Consider the following 16,209-nt stretch of genomic DNA (forward strand, 5'->3'; position numbering starts at 1 on the left):
GTACCGTCAATGACCGGATGGGCTCTTCATAGCCCGACGCATCGGTGGAACGGTACTGGATCTCATGCATGCCGCTATTGCCGATCGCTACCGGATCGGTGTACGGAATCCACGCTGTCCCTTCGTTCAGACGGTAGGCTGTGGCGACGCTTCCGCTGTCTGAGCCGTATACGGACAGCGCAACTGTCGCTTCTCCGGTGAACCAGCCGTTCTGCTGCTCTCCGCTTACTTGGGCGGTTGTCGTGATCGGCGATATTTGACGGGTCAGCGGGATGCGGAAGGACGCATTCTCCTCGATATCGTAGCGATATCCCTCCGCAAAGTTGGCTGGATTTTTGTAGCCCCTAATGAGCGTAATATCTCCGATATCCAGCTTGTAGCGGTTGTCTCCCAGATCCGTTGCGCCACGAATTCGATATGCGCCGTTCCGGACGCCGTCGTTCGCTACGTAAATGCTGGCGCCCGCAAGCGCATCGGTCGACACGCCGTTCATGTTCATTTCCACGACAATGTCATTCTGGAAGGCCAGCGCCTTCGTAAAGCCGATTACCGTACCGGTTAACGCACCCGCGAACGGTTCAACCTCATTTCCGATAGGGGCCATATAAGACCCGTCATGCACGTACCGATATTCGGTCTTGCCGTCCTTCTCCGAGTACACGCCGATGAACCCTTTGAACTTCAGCTTGTCGTCAATGATATATTCGACGTCGGTCCGCTGCGCATAGACGATATAATCGATTCTGCCGTTCGCCAGCGTGACCTTCACCGCTTTCGCTTCATTGCCGTCTATTGCCTGACCGTCCCGCTTCACGACGGCAGGCTCGATCGACGCGATCTTACGGCTATCCTTATAAGGCTCGATCACCGAGGTGAACAAGCTGTCCAGATTCGTCCCGCTGCGGTGAGCGAGAACGTACGAAAGGGCTTTGGGATTGCCGGGCTTGTTCTGAGGCGGCACGCCGCTTGCCAGAGCCACATCGTCGACAGCTCCGAGCATCGTCAGCCGCAGATGGATGTTCGCCGGCTGCGTCAGCACTTTCCAGGTATCCGCGATATTCCAGTCCACGCTGAACTGGCTGGCCGGGTTGCTGTCGCGCGACACGTCCTTCAGATAGTGAAAGCCGCTCCCCTTGTAGGTATAATTGCACACGCTGTCTACGCATTCGGCATAGTCCACATCCGGACCGGCGTATGTTCCGGTTGCCTGCGGTACCATCGTCAGGCCTTCCGTAGTGACGGTGCCTTCCGCTCCGTGGAAGCTGAAGACGTGATCGCCGCCTCCCTTCACGCGGAAGAAATCAATGCCGTACGAATTCTCGTCGTCAATCTTGATCATCGCCGTCGTCCGCTTGTATTGTTGCGTTTGCGGATAAACGTTCGGCGCTTCGACATCCGTCAGCTTCACGCGGTCCGTATCGTCAAAATGCTTGGGCTGCGCCACCCACTGCGGATTCTGCTTGCTCTTGTCGACGACAACCGTGTTATGGCTGACCGTGTTCACCACCCATTGGGCCCGGTGCATATCGACGGTATCGGCAAATTCCGGATACCCGAGATCGGGCGAGAGGTCAAGACCGAAGCTATGCACCCCGATCTCCAGCGTGTCGGCATGTCCGTGGCTGGACGTTCGGCCGTAGTGCATCCAGAAATCTCGCAGGGTGTTCTGCGGCCCTGCCTGATCCCGCTTCTCCCTCGCAGCTTCGTCAAGCAGCAGGAGCTTGCGGACACCCATCTTATAGTTGCTGGACGCTGCAGCTTTGCCGATCCCCACGAAGCTGATTTGATGCGGACCTGCGGACAGCCGCACGTTTCCGATCGCTTCCAGCTGATTCATATTCACGCCGGAGAAGTCCATTTCCTTAATTGGGTTTCCGTCGATCGCTACGCGGTAAATGCCGTAGGAGGAAGCTCTGAAAGGAAGGAGATCGATTTCGTAGTCTTCTGAATCCGGCACCGTAAACTGATAGCTGATAGCTTCCCCTGCTTGATTCGCCTCGAGCTGCATCGTTCCCGAATCCTCAAACAGCTTTGCGGGAACGGTTTGACTTACGATTTCCATGGAAGGAAATGCGTAGCTCACGCCAAATGCGTTTGACAGATTGATTCCGTCCCGCAGCACGGCGAAGCCTTGACCGGCCAGACTGTCGCTTCTCAGGTCAAGCGTTCCTTCCTTGGCTACAACGCCGCGAATCTGATTGGCGACGTCATTCGGGTTGTCCGAAAATACGTCCAGATGCAAGCCGTCCGCGCTGTTGCCGTTCAGGAAATACGCCATCTGCGCATAAAGCGGATCTCCGAATTTTTCATATGCTTTTAACATCGTCGTCTTTGAGAATACATGAGAAGGAAGGCCGGGATCGCCGGTCTTGCCCGTATCGCCGATGTTGGCGAAATAATTGTCGCTTAGAATTAAAGGAATGTTGGCGTTGAACATTTTGCGAAACTTGGCGTTCTGGTATAAATCCGCATCCGGATACAAGTCGTAACCGTCCAAAATATCCGCGATCAGTCGATAGCTGTCCAGCCAGCCTCCGCTGTAGCCCGGAGCGCCCTCGTCGCCTTGTCCGTCACGGTCGACCGCATCCACTAACGTATTAAAGACTCCGCCTCCGTCGGACGCCAACATATAATCGAGCCAAGTTTTCGTTTCCGGGAGCGTATCGAACACCCTTGCCGCCAAAGCCAGCGTGCTTTCGTGCGTCCCTTTATTTCCGCTGATCTGGCCCGCCTTCACTGCGGGGAAAATCTGGCGGATCAGTCCGTCTTCGATATTGCGCCGGATTTCGGCTCCCGTTTCCTTTCCGTTCGCAAGTCGATATTCCTCTGCCTTCGCCGAAAGGAATTGGATCAACTCGGGATCGTCCATCGCCGGAAAAAAGGCATCGTAGGCCGAGATGAATTCTTTGATCAGGATGGTCTCCCAGATCGAGCCGACAATCTTGCCCAATCCGGAACCCCCATGGGAATTTAAATAGATCGTTTTGTCATGGAGCATCGTATCCATATCCGGATAAACATCCGCGACGCGGTCCAGCACGACCGTGCCTGCCCGGGCATACTTGGGATCGCCCGTATACAGGTATGCATCTCTCATCGACACGATCGAAGCGCCGACAACGCCGTCCAGATACCATTGCGCCCAATGGTTGTAATAGGCGACGAACGTATAGCGATTGCCCTTCTCGTCCACCCATCCGAATCCGTCGTCCACGCCCCATGTCGGTCCTTTCTCCGGATAAAGCGTGTTGACCAGCAGACTGCGATCGGCCAAGGACGGCTGGAATACCCCGTGCTCGTCCAATCCGCTGCGATAATAAGCGCCGAAATCGTTCGTCGGGAATTTATAGCCGCTGCTCGGATCGACGATTTTCCACGGATCGTTCAACGGGTCCAGCTTGTACGGATAATTCCCGTATTGATCGATCTCTCTGCCGGTAATCGGACTGCCCAGCACTTGGTTGACGCCGTAGCTGCGCGGAAGTTGAGGACCCGGTATGCTCTCCCATAAGTAATCGAGTCCCTTCTCCAAATATTTGTCCGCCTTGGCAACGGCGTTATTGCGCAGATCGGCCGCCCATTTGTAAGAGATCGCGTTCTCTCGGGCTGCTGCGACTTTTTCCGGCGTGAAAAAACTCGAACGGGTTTTGAAATTCGCCGTGTCGGCCGACAGCCGGAACCTCGCGTCATCAAAGTAAACGGTTCCCGCCTGGCCTGGCATCATGCCGATACGAAGAACCGCATATAAAGCGCCGGCAGGAGCCACGCCGCTCGCGGCAAGCTGACTCCAACTGCTTGCACCTCCTTCGCCGTCGGAAGCAACCGCAGATAACAGGACTGCGTTATCGTTATAAAATTCCAATTGAACGCTCGGCGTCCCTTGCATGACGTAGGTCTGCAGGGTGGCGGCGTAGCGCTCGCCCGGCATGACGCGAACGGGATCGCTTATTAGCGTCGGCGCCGCACCGCCTCCCGATGCGGACAGCTTCACGCTCTTTACGCCATCTTTCGCCTGCTCCGTACTGATGGATACGGTGCCTTCCTTCTCCGTCCAATTTAAAGGCTTGTTTTGAACCGCGGTTTCAAAACTGCCGTTGTTCAGGTTGGACGACGGGACCGGCAATACCTTTCTGAAAGTAACGCCGTCAAAATAGGCGGTTCCTTGGTTCCCATCGTTCTGATACAAGAGAACCGTGGCATACACCGATCCTGCGGGCGCTTTCATTTCGACTTCGAGCGGAACCCAAATATTGTTAGAATTGTTCGTTAAGTTTTTCACGCCGATCCGGGAGCCCGCGCTGTTCCAATACTCCAGGTACAGCTCGGATCGGCCTGACCGGTTAAAGGAATAGGCCGCCGTCCGATACGTCTCCCCTGCCTGGATCGGCAAGCGGATGCTTCGGTACCCGTTGCCGCTCGTTGCCGAACTGTCCTCCAGCTTCACGCTGTAGGCGCCGCTGTAAACGACATCCGTCACGGACTGCTGGGTCCCCTTATCGGTTTTGGACCAGTTCGCCGGAGCGCCGTCCACAATATTTTCGAAATCGCCGTTCAAGTCGTTTGCCGGGGGCGCTTCCCGGACGGATGCATCGTCATAGTAACTGACGGCCACGCAGCTGTCGCATTGATACAGGAGCACGGTGGCGTACGCAGCGCCGGCCGGCGCTTCTTTCGTAATCTTCACTTGATTCCACCGCCCTGCGGTCGTGTTCCACTCCGCCTGAACGCCGATCCGTTGATTGGCGTTATTCCAAAATTCTAAATATAACTGGGAGTTGCCCGTCGTGTCATAAGCAAAAACGCTGCCAACGTAGACCGCTCCCGGCGATACCGGAACCCGCGCGCTCCTGAAGCCCGTCGACTTCGTCGTGCTGGCGTCCTCCAGCTTCACGCTGGCCAGGCCGCTTTTGACATAGGCGCTGTCCGTCACGGATGCGATCACTCCATCGGCGCCGACCTGCGCCCATTGCGAGGGCTTTCCGCCCGTAACCGATTCCATGCCGCCATTGGGCAGCAGTTCGCTGCTATAGTCGACTGCAACCGCAATCTCTTTGGACCCTATTGCTGCCAGTAGACTCCATACCATCATGCAAGCCAATAAACCGCTGATTCCGCTTTTTTTCATGCCCGGTAAACGCCTCCAAATTTAAATAATATGCGAGTGTCCCCATGCTGTTGAATTTCGGAAAGAGCTGCGTGTTTTCATACTGGCTTGCAGCCAGTCCGCTCCCTATTCACCCCCTTCTATACCGTGCTTTGTCCTCCCAATAACAAACATGTATTTTACATGTATGTAATACGCTTCAAGTTTAATTGTTAACGCTTTTGCCGTCAATATTAAAATATTTTGCGTATCATCAGCGACGAGGTCCCTTTCGTCAACTGCGATGACGAAAGGGACCTCCGGTCTCGAATGATTTATTCCATTTTAAAGTTAATTATTCCGCCCGCACCAAACCAGGCAGCGCAGCCATGCGCTTGGTCAGCTTCTCGATCGAGTCTTCCGTGAACGTGCCCATGCTCGTTACGATCCGGCCGCCGAACGGCTCAAGCCAGCGCGGCTCCAGATGTCCGGGTCCGAAGTAGGCCCCCAGGATCGAGCCGGATGTCGCGCCGAAGCTGTCCGTGTCGTTGCCTTGGCTGACTTGCTTGCAAATGCCGTCGCCGATGCTCTCCGCGAACCGCAGCGTGTTGATGAGCGTCCCGACTTCCTGATAGACGCAGCAAGCGAAGTACTCTTTGTACTTGTGGTGAATACGATAGTAGCCGTCGATCCAGTCGGTCGCCCGTCCGATCTCCTCCAGCGAATCTGCGACAATATGATAAAATCGGCTGCGCTGCGGCACGAACTTCAGCGCCGTCTCGAAAATGTCTAGCGGATTCCGGGCCGAAGGCGCAGCCGCGATCGCCGCCGCTACGAACATGGGGCCGTATACGCCCGTGCGTCGATGCGTCCAGCTGGCGTCCCGCCATGCCAGACCCGCAGCCAGCTCGGGCTTGCCCAGGCACGCATAGCCGTAGGCGTCGGCGCGAATCAGCGCGCCGCACAGCTCGTCGCCGGGATTAAGGATATCGGCCCAGGTCTCGATATTATGCTGCTGATCCGGTACCGTCGATTCGAGACCGGCCTTCAACAGCATGCCGCGCTCGGGTCCCCAAGTCTGGTGAATCGGCAAATAGTCGAGCCACAGCTTGCGGATGTCGTCCTTCGTGAACGCCGTGCCGTGATTTTCCAGCAGCAGCATGCCCATGATCGTGTACGTGATGTCGTCGTCCGGCGCCACGAAGGCGATGCGTTCGCGTACCGTCTCCGTCCAGGAGATGTTGCGGCGGCCGTATACATCCAGCATTTTCTCGGAAATGTAGTCGTTCAGCGGCCATTCGCCCGTCTTCTCCAACGCGGCGCGAATGTCGTCCATCGTCGCGAAGGGGAATTCCTCGATCGGCTTGCCCAGGACGCAGCCGCAGAGCGAGGACAGGAACGCCGTCTCGACGCGCGCCGCAGCCTGTTCGGGCGTCAGAGAACCGAGCTCGATCGGTCTGGACGGGTCGGACTCGGCCCGGATGGCATCCAGGTCGCTTGGCTCGACATACGGCCAGTCCTCGCGAAGCGGCAGGTTGACAAGCCGATGCGAGAATTCACTCAGCGCGTCGTAGCTGTCGGGCAACCGCTCCAGCTGCTCCGCCAGACCCCCAACCTCGTGGCCTTGTTGATCCTTGTTCTTGATGACGCCGGCCAAAGCGGCGCGCAATACGCGATATGTTGGCAGCATTTATCGTCGACCTCCCATTATTGTTTCGCCAAAGCTCCGTTGATTTCTTTCAGAACCGCGCTCACCTTCGGTTCGACGGACTTCTTCCATTCGCTCCAGGACACATCCAAATCCTTTTTTGCCCATGATCAGCTGGGTGATGGCGTCGTCGATCAAAACGTTGAACTTGTCCTTGTTCGGCGCGGACAGGAACAACACATCGTAGTCCGGAGGCACGAGCTCGGCGATCTTCTCCTTAACCTTGAACATGTTGACGGCAGCGTTGCGAATGCTATCCGGCAGAGACGGATCGCGCGCGGACCAGTCGTCCGGCAGCACGACCTTCGTATAGAAGAAGTAATACGACGGATACAGGTCCCCCATGTACTTAAAGTTGCCTTGGTCGTCTTTTTCCCGGGTAATGACCAGCTTGTCGCCTTCCATCTTGTAATCCTTGCCTTCGATCCCCGCGAAGATGAGGCGTTGGCCTTCCGGCGAAGCGACGTAATCGAGAATGGACAGGATACGGTCGAATGTCTCGTCGTTCAAGTCCGGCTTAAAAATCTCGCCGGCCCAGTAGTTCAGAATATTTTGCTGACCGTGAAACTTGCCGTCCGGTCCGACGACCGTCGCGAGACCGATGGCATCCGCAGGATTGATGTCCGGATTCGCTTTGGCGAACGCCTGATTACGCTCGTTGACGTTCGCCGCCGATGCGCCGTCGATGAACATGCCGCTGATGCCCGTATCGAACTTGTCGTAGTGCTCTTTGCCCTTGAACGTGTAATAGTCCTTGTCGATGAATCCTTGCTCGAAGTACGAGGCGAAGCTTTTGACCCCCCTCGAAGGTAGAATCCTCATTGCCGCCCCATACGTATTTGCCGTCTTCCTTCTTGTAGAACTGGTTGTAAAACGAATTGTGCGTTTGTACGAAAGCGCTGTACAGCTGATACGGCTGCGAGGAGATACCGACCGTACGGCCCGCGCCGTTGCCGCCCGGGTCCTGCGCGACGAATGCCCGGCCCAATTCGGAGATTTGCTCGGCGTTTATCGTGTCTCCGACCTTGATGCCCACTTTTTGCGCCCAGTCCTTCCGATAGTAGAGCACTTTGGCATCGAGCACGAGATCGGTCGTCTCCGTCACCGGCGTGTTGTAAATGACGTTCGGCACCATGTAGACCCGGCCTTCGGGATCGAGCGACTTCAAGTAGTCGGCCAGCCCCGTCTTGGACATGGCGCTCGCAAGGTTCGGATAGCGGGTCTCGTAGTCGGCCGGGAGCGGCTTGATCAGGCCCTGCTTCGAGAAATTCATATAATCCTTGAAATCGAAGTTCCAGAACATCATGTCCGGCATATCTCCGGAATTGACCCAGATGCGATCGCGCTCCACCCAATTGTCCCAGCTCAGCGGGATCAGATCGTACGTGAAGTTGAATTTGTCGTTGAGCGTCTGATAGATGGCGTCGTTCATGTAGTTGCCGTCGTCGCTCAAGTCGACGGAGGTGGCGGAGAATTTGACCTGCTTCTCGAACCGTCCGTTGTCGGGCTGCTGGCTGCTGCCGGCGTCGGTCGACGCCGACGACGGGGTCGACGGATCGCTGTTTTTCCCCGTCGAACAGCCCGACGCAACGGTTACGAGCGCGAGAACGGCTGCGAAACTTGCGGTTGTTGCCTTGAATGACTTCATGTTTTGCTCCTCCCTTTTCTCTTTCACAATTTATATTTAAAGAGCGCGAGCTCCGTAAATATCGGCTGTCACGATTTGACCGACCCGACCAGCATGCCTTTCAAAAAGTATTTCTGCAGGAAGGGATACGTGAACATGATCGGCGCCATCGTGATGAATACCGCGGCCATTTTCACGCCATCCTCGAACACGGTTTTGCGGATGGAGACATTGCGGCTGCCGATGTCGTCGATCGTCGACATGACGATGCTGCGAAGCACGAGCTGCAGCGGCCACTTATCCCCTTCCCGCAGGAACAGCATCGCATTAAACCATTCGTTCCAGCGATCGACCGAGAAGAACAGCGTCACGGTCGCCACGATCGGCATCGACAGCGGCAGCATGATCCGCAGCAGAATGACGAGATCGTTGGCGCCGTCGATTTTGGCCGATTCCTCCAGCGCCAACGGAATCTCGGCGAAGTAGCTGCGCATAAGCAGCAGATAGAACGTATTGGCACCGTATACAAGAATGACGGAGGCCAGGCTGTTCATGATGCCCAGGTCTCTTACGAGCAGGTACAGCGGGATAAGACCGCCGCTGAAGTACATCGTGAACACGACCAGCGCGGTGGCGATTTTTTTTGCCGGGAAAGCGTTCTCTGGATAACGCATACGCGGTAAAGGCCGTCGCGAGCATATTGTAGGGCACGCCGAGCACCAGGATTAGCAGCGTATTCGTATAGCCATGGAAAATACGGGAGCTGCTGAAAATGTAGGCGTACGCATCGAACGTGATCTCGGTCGGCCACAGCATGAACGGCGTCGTCATGTATTCCTTTTTGAGACACCAGCGAAATTAGAACCGCATTGTAGAACGGATACAGGATGGTCAAGGCCAGCAGTCCCAGCAGCGCGGCATTGAGGACGTAAAACCAGTTGATTTTGCGCGTCTGTCCGTCCGAATTACGTTCGGAGCCCACCTCCGACACCTCCTTCATGTTAGAAAATGCCCCGTTCGCCGACTGCCTTCGCCAACCGGTCGAACAGCACCAGCAGCGCGAAATTGATGAGCGATTTGAACAAACCGACGGCGGTGCTGAAGCCGAAGTCCCCGGACGTCTGGAAGGTGACGCGGTAGATGTAGGTGTCCAGAATATCGCTGACGGGCAGCACGGCCGGATTGTACATATTGAATATTTGGTCGAAGCCCGCGTTCATCGTATTGCCCACCGACAGCAGCAGCATAAGCACGACGGCGGATCGGATACCCGGCCACGTAATGTACAGCATGCGCTGGAACCGGTTGGCGCCGTCCATATACGAAGCTTCGTACAGGTCCGGGCTGATCGAAGCGATCGTAGCCAGGTAGATGATGGCGACCCAGCCCGAGCTTTTCCAAATATCCGACAGGTAGAGGAGCGGCCGGAACAGCTCCTGGTTGGCCAGGAACATTTGCTCGTTCCCGCCGAACAGCGTCAGCAGGTGATTGACGGCCCCTTCGGTGCCGAACACGTTGACGATCATACCGGATACGATGACCCAGGACAGGAAGTTCGGGAAGGTGAACAGCGTCTGCAGCCACTTCTTGTACCTGCCTTCCCGCAGCTCATTAAGCAGCAACGCGAGCACGATCGGCACCGGGAACTGGAATAGCAGACGGCTGAAGCTGATCTCGATCGTATTCCGAAAGGCCTGCCAAAACTCCTGATCCTTGAAAATGTACGCGTAATGCTTCAAGCCGACGAACGGACTGCCCCAGATTCCTTCGATCGCCCTGAAATCCTTGAATGCGAGCTGGATGCCGTACATCGGCGCGTAGCAGAAAATGCCGTAATAGAGGAGACCCGGCAGCAGGATCAAGTAGATATACTTGTTCTTGCGGATGTCTCTCATTCGTGTCCTGCCCGGCCGTTTCAATGCCATTTCTCCCGTTCGTTCTCTCAAACTAATCCCCCCCTTTCCGCTTATGCTTTGACGATATCGAATTGTTCGGTTAAGGGAAATTCTCGTTATTTGCGCGGTATCGTCAAAGGCAAAGATACAACTGCGCAAAAAAAAGATAACGGCTTAATTCGAGCCGTTATCTCCGTTATCTTTGGCATTCGCCGTACGCGAACCTTGTATGCAGTCATTGCGGTATTGCCCGGGCGGAATGCCGACGATTTGCTTGAATACGCGCGTGAAATTTTGTGTGGTCGTATATCTCAGCCGGTCGGAGATGTCCTTGATCGGCATATCGGTATACGCGAGCCATTCCTTCGCCTTGGATATCCGATAATGAATGACGTAGTCGACGAAATTGACGTTCATCGTCTGCTTGAAATATCGGCTGAGCTGTGCGGAGGACACGCCGAACGCGCCGGCCAGCTGCTGAAGCGAGAAATCCTCGTCGTAGTGCTGCTGGATGTATTGCAGCGTCCGTTCGGCGATGAGCCGGCTTTTGTCCACCGTAATCTGCTCCAACTGCAGGCGAATCGAAGGGAAAAACCGATTGTGAAACCAGTCCCGCATACGCCCGAGCGTGTTTTGAGCGTACAAGTCCGTATAGGGATTAAAGCCGAGCAAATCTTGGAGGGATCGGCCTTGAATGTCCTGCATCAACTGATCGATCTCCTCCAGGAAGTACGTCAGCACGCCCAGAATCATCCGGTCGTCGGGCAGATGACGGGGCAGCTCCGCGAACATGAGACCGAATTGTTCCTCTGCAAGGACATAATCGCCTTCGGATACGCTGGTTAATATTCGTTTGTACCAGGCTGCCGTAATCCGGTCTGCGGACCCGATTCGGTCGGACCGCTCAACATCGTGCCGGGTAATGGTCGCGTCGGGACCGAGCAAATAGCGAAAACTCAAATATTCCTGGGCAAGCTGGTAGCCTTGCCCGAGTTCTCGCAGGGCGTCCGTCGGCGGCGCGATGGCCGCCGTGACTGTAAATTTATAGCGCTCGCGGATCTCCCGGCGAATATCGTCGCACAAGCCCGCGATCGCGGCCTCTTCGCCGTCGTCCGAACGTCCGGATGCGGCGATGAAGGCGACCTGGCCCGGCCTGGGCGTCACGGCGATGCAATTGAAGGCATTTTCGCATGCGCCGCGCACGATCGCAGACAGCTCGCTCATCATCGACGTGCGGTCCTCCTGCCGGAACATTTGCATAAATTCGTGAAGGGCGTCGATCTCCACAATCCCCGTATAAAATACAGCCCCCCTGAAAAGTTCGATCGTACCGACGCATTCGCTCCAGCATCTCTTCTTCCGGAACGCTCCCGTGCAGCAGCTGCAGCACGACGTTTTCCCGGACGAGAGGCAGCTGTTCGAACAGTTGGCCGCTCAACTTCTCGTTCGCCTCCCGGATGTCGCTCACGTACGAATCGATCGCCGTGATCGTGTCTCCCCTTCGGCCCGAAGGAGCGGGCAGCTTCTGAAACACGCGATGGATCGGCATGTACAACCGATAGACGCCTATAAATACGACGGTGCCCCACAGCACGACAAGGGCGGCGACGATCCACCAGGTTAGCGAAGCGATTTGACCTGCCTTCCGGTTCAGTTCCTTTTCCGGCGTCATCGCCACATAGGTCCACGAATTGGCGGGCGACTTGAATGTCGTCACGCTGTAGGTCTCGCCGCCGATCTCGGTCGCGCCCGATGTCGCGGCAGGGTTCGTCCAGTACGCGTACAGGCTGGACGTAGAAGAGATCCGCGTGCCGATCTCCTCCCGATTCGGACTGAGCACGATGCGGCCGCGGCTGTCCACGACCAGCACGCTGGTCGAGCCGATGTCGACTTGGTGCAAATATTCGTAAAACTTGGTGATGTCGACGTGCAGCAGAACGATGCCGTCGATTTCGTTGTCGACCGACACGGGCTTCACGATCAGCAAGTCGCCCTGTCCCGGATACGTATCGGGGGGTCACGATCGTGATGCCCATGTATCGCGCATTGACGATCGCGGCGACTTGACGGTAGTAACGACTATCGATGGACGACAATCCGTATTGCGTGGAATAGGCTTGACGATGACGGGGGTAAACAAGCGTGACGCCGAACGGGGTCCGGGTCACGCTTCTGTACTTTTTGATCGTATCGATCATGCTCATCGTCGATCGGAACTGATCCCGGGAGATGCCTCGCATGAACGACTCCCGGATAATCAGATCTTCGGAAATTTGCAGCGAGGACACCTTAAGGTCTGCCAGGAACACGTTGAGCTGGTACTCGATCTGCTTCAGGATCATGCGGTGGCTTCGATCCGCTTCTTGCTGCACGCCCGATACCAGCAGCCACGTGGAAGCGATTCCGAGCAGCGCGACGGGAAAAAGGCTGAGAAACAAGGTGCCGGACAACATTTGGGCCTGAAAGGACATTTTGCGGAAGAAGCGGAGCTTGCTGAACATCGGGACGCCCCCCTTGTATGTACTATTGAACTGCTCCCGACGCAGACAACTCCGCTTCTTCCTCTTGTTCGATCAGCGTAAATGAAAGCTCGAACATCCGCTCCCAAGACAGATCCACCTTCGATACGGCATAACTTCTGCCGAATAGCGGACGTATCGATTCCCGGATAAAAGCGTTCATTCCGTCCTCGATGATCCCTTCCACTTTTGCCTTTACGTGCGTCAGGTTAAAATAATCTGCGCCGAGCCGCGGAAGCTCGGCCAGGCATACTTGGGTGCGCACGTTCGCCTGGTAGCCCCAGTCGTCGAGCAGCCGGTACATGAGGTTCCATCGGCTCCGACGTCTTCGCTCCGCGTTGTCCTCCCTTTGCCCCTCGCCTCTGTAGTACGCTTCGATGACCGTATGCGCGATGACGGTGCCCAGCGAATTGCCCGAGGTATTCCAGGCTGCATAGGAATTCAGCCGCGGAATAAGCCGTCTGGCTGCCAGCAAATCCATCAGCGCGAAGTCCGCTCCGTTGGACAGCGCGACATCCGCGAGCGCGACGACCTTGCCTCGATCGGCATAATACGCGATCGCATCGGCGAACGACGACAGGTTCGCTTCCGAGCTGTAGCTGCGGTGCCGCTCTTCGTACGGCGTATCCACCTCGGCGGCCGCCGTTCCGTCCACGGCCGGAGCGTGGACCATCAGAACGGCATCGGCATCGCCGGCATGGTCCGCGAACAGCGCGCCCGCTTCATGAAGATGCGACTTGATGCTCTCCTGAAGGCTGCGGTCCTCGTACTTCGGAATGACAAACGGTCCCTTCGAGGCCGAGTACCGCACGAATACGCCAGGGCGGAACTGCTTCGCTTCCGTAAATGCCCGCGCGAGCAGGGTGCAGCCGATCTCGTCCGCGCCCGGATAGATGGAGACGGCGTGGGACAGCTTCGACGATACGACCTTCAGCTTCAATCGACGCTGCTCCATCGCCGTGAAGCCATATTCGGCGTTGTCGTCGAGCGGAATCGTCAGATGGTCGACGATCCCTTCGCGGACCAGATCGATCGCCGCTTCATTAACGACGGCGTTCGTTCTTCTCCGCTCGTCGAACTCCGCGACGACTTCCGGCGGAATTCGCCTAAGCAGCTCGTCAAACCGAGACTGCTCTTCCGCCGTCCATCCGATTTGACGCCGATCGAGCAGCTTCCCCCCGCTCGCATAATTCCGCGCCGTAGAGGGCGTAATAATCCGGCTCCTCCTCGCTGCTCGAATAGGCCGGCGCCCGCATGATCAGGTTGAAGGCGAGCAGCTTGACGGATGGGTTGATTTCTTTTAATTGTCTCGCAAGCGTCAGTCGCTCCATACAAGCCGCTTCCGTCAAACGATGCAGGCGCGAGGGAACGATGCCGCCGTATACGAGCTGGTCGATGGACAAGATGGCATAATCCGCCGTACGGACTTGTTCGAGCAGCCAATCCCGTACGCGGTCCGGATCGGAAGGCCTTTTTTTTGCAGCCCAACATGGCGCGAGGCGGAACCCGAAGCTCCAGATCGGTTAAGTCGGCCAGATATTGAGGGAAGTCGTAATTGCAAGGTCTTTCGTCCAACGGCAAGTATACGATGCTTTTCAAGGCAATCGCCTCCCTATTTGGCATGATGTATAACCGGACGGGCCGCGCCGACGACGCCCGCATCGTCTCCGAGCTCGGAGGTGACGATCTCGAAGTCGTCCCGTACAAAGATCGGCATCGCAGTATCCGCGATATGCCGGCGGATCAGATCGGCAAGAAAAACGCCTTGTTGCGCGATCGCGCCCGTCAATACGATTTTTTTTTACATTTAACGCGTACAAGGAATTGAGCAAGCCCGCAGCCACGTATCCGGCATACCTGCGGACGAGCTCCAGCGCCTTCAGGTCTCCGGCGCGCGCGAATTCGAACAACTGCTCGGGCGTCGCGAATCGACGTTTCTCTCCGGCTTCGTTCAGCATCGCGCTCAGCGCGCTCACGGACGCATACGCTTCCCAGCAGCCGCGCTGTCCGCAGGTGCAAAGCCTGCCTGCGATCTCGATCACCTGATGGCCGATCGCGCCGGCAAACCCCTCATCCCCCGGATACGGCTTGCCGTCCTCCCAGAGGCAAGCCCCGATGCCGGTTCCGAGCGATACGCATAAAAAGCGTTCGAACGAACGGCCGGCTCCCGTCCACGCTTCGCCTGCGGCGATCGCGAATACGTCGTTCACGACGCTGACCGGCATTGTGTAGAGGGACGCAAGATCCTGTTGCAGACGGACGCCGGTCCATCCCGGAATGTTGCCGGTCGCGTAGGCGACCGTCCCGTGCCGATCGACATAGCCCGCCGTGCCGATCCCGATCGCCGCGATCTCCGCATTCCGCTCGGATGCTGCCCTCCGGTATTCGCCGATCAACGCATGAAGCCGCGTCAGCAGCGCGTCTCTTCCGAGCTTCGCTTGCGACGGAGCCGTCTGCCTGGTCAGGAGCGCGCCGCTATCGTCGATCAAACCCGATTTGACATTCGTTCCGCCAATATCGAAAGCCAGCACAACGCGTTTCATTCCGGCACGACGGTCGGGAAGTCTGTTTGTTCCAGGCCCTTCACGAACATTTCAGTCAACAGGTGCGGACGCGTAATCGCCGTCCCGACGACGACGAAACAAGCGCCAAGACGCAAACATCTTGCCGCCTGGGCAGGCGTCTGGATGCGGCCCTCGGCGACCACGGGAACGGACAGCCGCCCGGCGAGCGCTTCGAGCAGCGCGTAATCGGGCTCGTCGCTTTTCGGACTGTACGGCGTATAGCCGGACAGCGTCGTCGAGACGAGATCGAATCCGATGCGCTGCGCGTATTCGCCTTCCTCGACGGTGGACACGTCGGCCATCAGCAGAAGACCCTCCTGCTTTTTCATTTCCTGAACGATATCCCGCAGGCTTTCCCCGCCCGGACGGTCCCGCCCCGTCGCGTCCATGGCGACGATCTCTGCGCCGGCTCGGCGAACGGCCAGCGCATCATTTAACGTCGGAGTGATGTACACGTCGGAACTTTCGTAATCTTTTTTCCAAATGCCGATGACCGGCAGCCCCGTCTTGCGCTTGATCGCCCGGATGTCGTCCGGATGGTTGGCGCGGATGCCCGCCGCCCCGCCGCGCTTGGCCGCGAGCGCCATGCGGGCCATCATCTCGCTCCCGAACAACGCCTCTCCTTCGTATGCCTGGCAGGATACAACGAGTTTACTTCGCAAACGGTCCAATATCGTTTCCATGCCACGACCTCCTCCTGAGCCTGATGATTTTCCCCGACTTTTTTACGATACCGAGTGCAGCGCGAATTGGAAATGCTCGATATTTGCATGGCTGCGCGCAAATAAAGATACAAAGACGCAAAAAATGAAA

Annotated in this window: 12 protein-coding genes and 2 pseudogenes; 1 reads left to right on the forward strand and 13 read right to left on the reverse strand. The window is 56.9% G+C overall.

Translation table 11 applies throughout. The features are described from left to right. Nucleotides 1–1,255 precede the first annotated feature (1,255 nt). From OMP40_RS40770 to OMP40_RS42640, 8 genes and pseudogenes are all read right to left on the reverse strand, one after another. Nucleotides 1,256–5,125 (reverse strand): annotated as a pseudogene (locus tag OMP40_RS40770) (heparinase II/III domain-containing protein); the annotation flags it as partial. Nucleotides 5,126–5,438: 313 nt separating this feature from the next. Continuing rightward, the gene (locus tag OMP40_RS32880) at nt 5,439–6,773 is read right to left on the reverse strand and encodes an ADP-ribosylglycohydrolase family protein (RefSeq protein WP_277537570.1); all 1,335 of its coding nucleotides are present in this window, start codon (nt 6,771–6,773) and stop codon (nt 5,439–5,441) included. Further along, the gene (locus OMP40_RS32885; RefSeq protein WP_277537572.1) at nt 6,774–7,484 is read right to left on the reverse strand and encodes a type 2 periplasmic-binding domain-containing protein; all 711 of its coding nucleotides are present in this window, start codon (nt 7,482–7,484) and stop codon (nt 6,774–6,776) included. After that, nucleotides 7,441–8,439: a type 2 periplasmic-binding domain-containing protein gene (locus tag OMP40_RS32890; RefSeq protein ID WP_277537574.1), complete on the reverse strand. Its 999-nt coding sequence runs from the start codon at nt 8,437–8,439 to the stop codon at nt 7,441–7,443. The genes OMP40_RS32885 and OMP40_RS32890 overlap by 44 nt, the downstream gene beginning before the upstream one ends. Nucleotides 8,440–8,507: 68 nt before the next feature. Next, complete coding sequence (locus OMP40_RS32895) at nt 8,508–9,092, reverse strand: carbohydrate ABC transporter permease (protein WP_277537575.1); 585 nt, start codon at nt 9,090–9,092, stop codon at nt 8,508–8,510. Between the two features lie 327 nt (nt 9,093–9,419). Then, nucleotides 9,420–10,313, reverse strand: coding sequence for an ABC transporter permease (locus tag OMP40_RS32900; RefSeq protein WP_277537579.1), 894 nt, complete (start codon nt 10,311–10,313; stop codon nt 9,420–9,422). Nucleotides 10,314–10,487: 174 nt separating this feature from the next. Next, entirely contained in the window at nt 10,488–11,105 is a 618-nt protein-coding gene (locus tag OMP40_RS42635) for a helix-turn-helix transcriptional regulator (protein ID WP_420872101.1), read from the reverse strand. Nucleotides 11,106–11,355: 250 nt separating this feature from the next. Beyond that, nucleotides 11,356–12,300: a cache domain-containing protein gene (locus tag OMP40_RS42640; protein WP_420872068.1), complete on the reverse strand. Its 945-nt coding sequence runs from the start codon at nt 12,298–12,300 to the stop codon at nt 11,356–11,358. Nucleotides 12,301–12,430: 130 nt separating this feature from the next. Here OMP40_RS42640 and OMP40_RS32910 point away from each other — a divergent pair, with 130 nt between their 5' ends. Continuing rightward, entirely contained in the window at nt 12,431–12,895 is a 465-nt protein-coding gene (locus OMP40_RS32910; RefSeq protein WP_277537583.1) for a hypothetical protein, read from the forward strand. Here OMP40_RS32910 and OMP40_RS32915 read toward each other — a convergent pair. The 5 genes and pseudogenes from OMP40_RS32915 to OMP40_RS32935 all read right to left on the reverse strand — a co-directional run bounded on the left by OMP40_RS32915 (nt 12,837) and on the right by OMP40_RS32935 (nt 16,079). Beyond that, a complete protein-coding gene (locus tag OMP40_RS32915; protein ID WP_338131350.1) occupies nt 12,837–14,048 on the reverse strand; it encodes a DUF4127 family protein in 1,212 nt (403 codons plus the stop codon). The genes OMP40_RS32910 and OMP40_RS32915 overlap by 59 nt on opposite strands. Beyond that, nucleotides 13,951–14,352, reverse strand: a complete 402-nt coding sequence (locus OMP40_RS32920) for a DUF4127 family protein (protein ID WP_338131351.1) — start codon at nt 14,350–14,352, stop codon at nt 13,951–13,953. Before OMP40_RS32920 ends, OMP40_RS32915 begins: the two co-directional genes overlap by 98 nt. Further along, nucleotides 14,315–14,494: pseudogene (locus OMP40_RS42645) on the reverse strand (DUF4127 family protein); the annotation flags it as partial. The pseudogene OMP40_RS42645 and the gene OMP40_RS32920, both read right to left, overlap by 38 nt. Then, the gene (locus OMP40_RS32930; protein WP_277537585.1) at nt 14,428–15,363 is read right to left on the reverse strand and encodes an ROK family protein; all 936 of its coding nucleotides are present in this window, start codon (nt 15,361–15,363) and stop codon (nt 14,428–14,430) included. The pseudogene OMP40_RS42645 and the gene OMP40_RS32930, both read right to left, overlap by 67 nt. A gap of 8 nt (nt 15,364–15,371) precedes the next feature. Beyond that, a complete protein-coding gene (locus tag OMP40_RS32935; RefSeq protein ID WP_277537586.1) occupies nt 15,372–16,079 on the reverse strand; it encodes an N-acetylmannosamine-6-phosphate 2-epimerase in 708 nt (235 codons plus the stop codon). Nucleotides 16,080–16,209: the final 130 nt, after the last annotated feature.

The organism is Cohnella rhizosphaerae (assembly GCF_029525575.1).
GTDB classification, from domain to species: domain Bacteria; phylum Bacillota; class Bacilli; order Paenibacillales; family Paenibacillaceae; genus Cohnella; species Cohnella rhizosphaerae.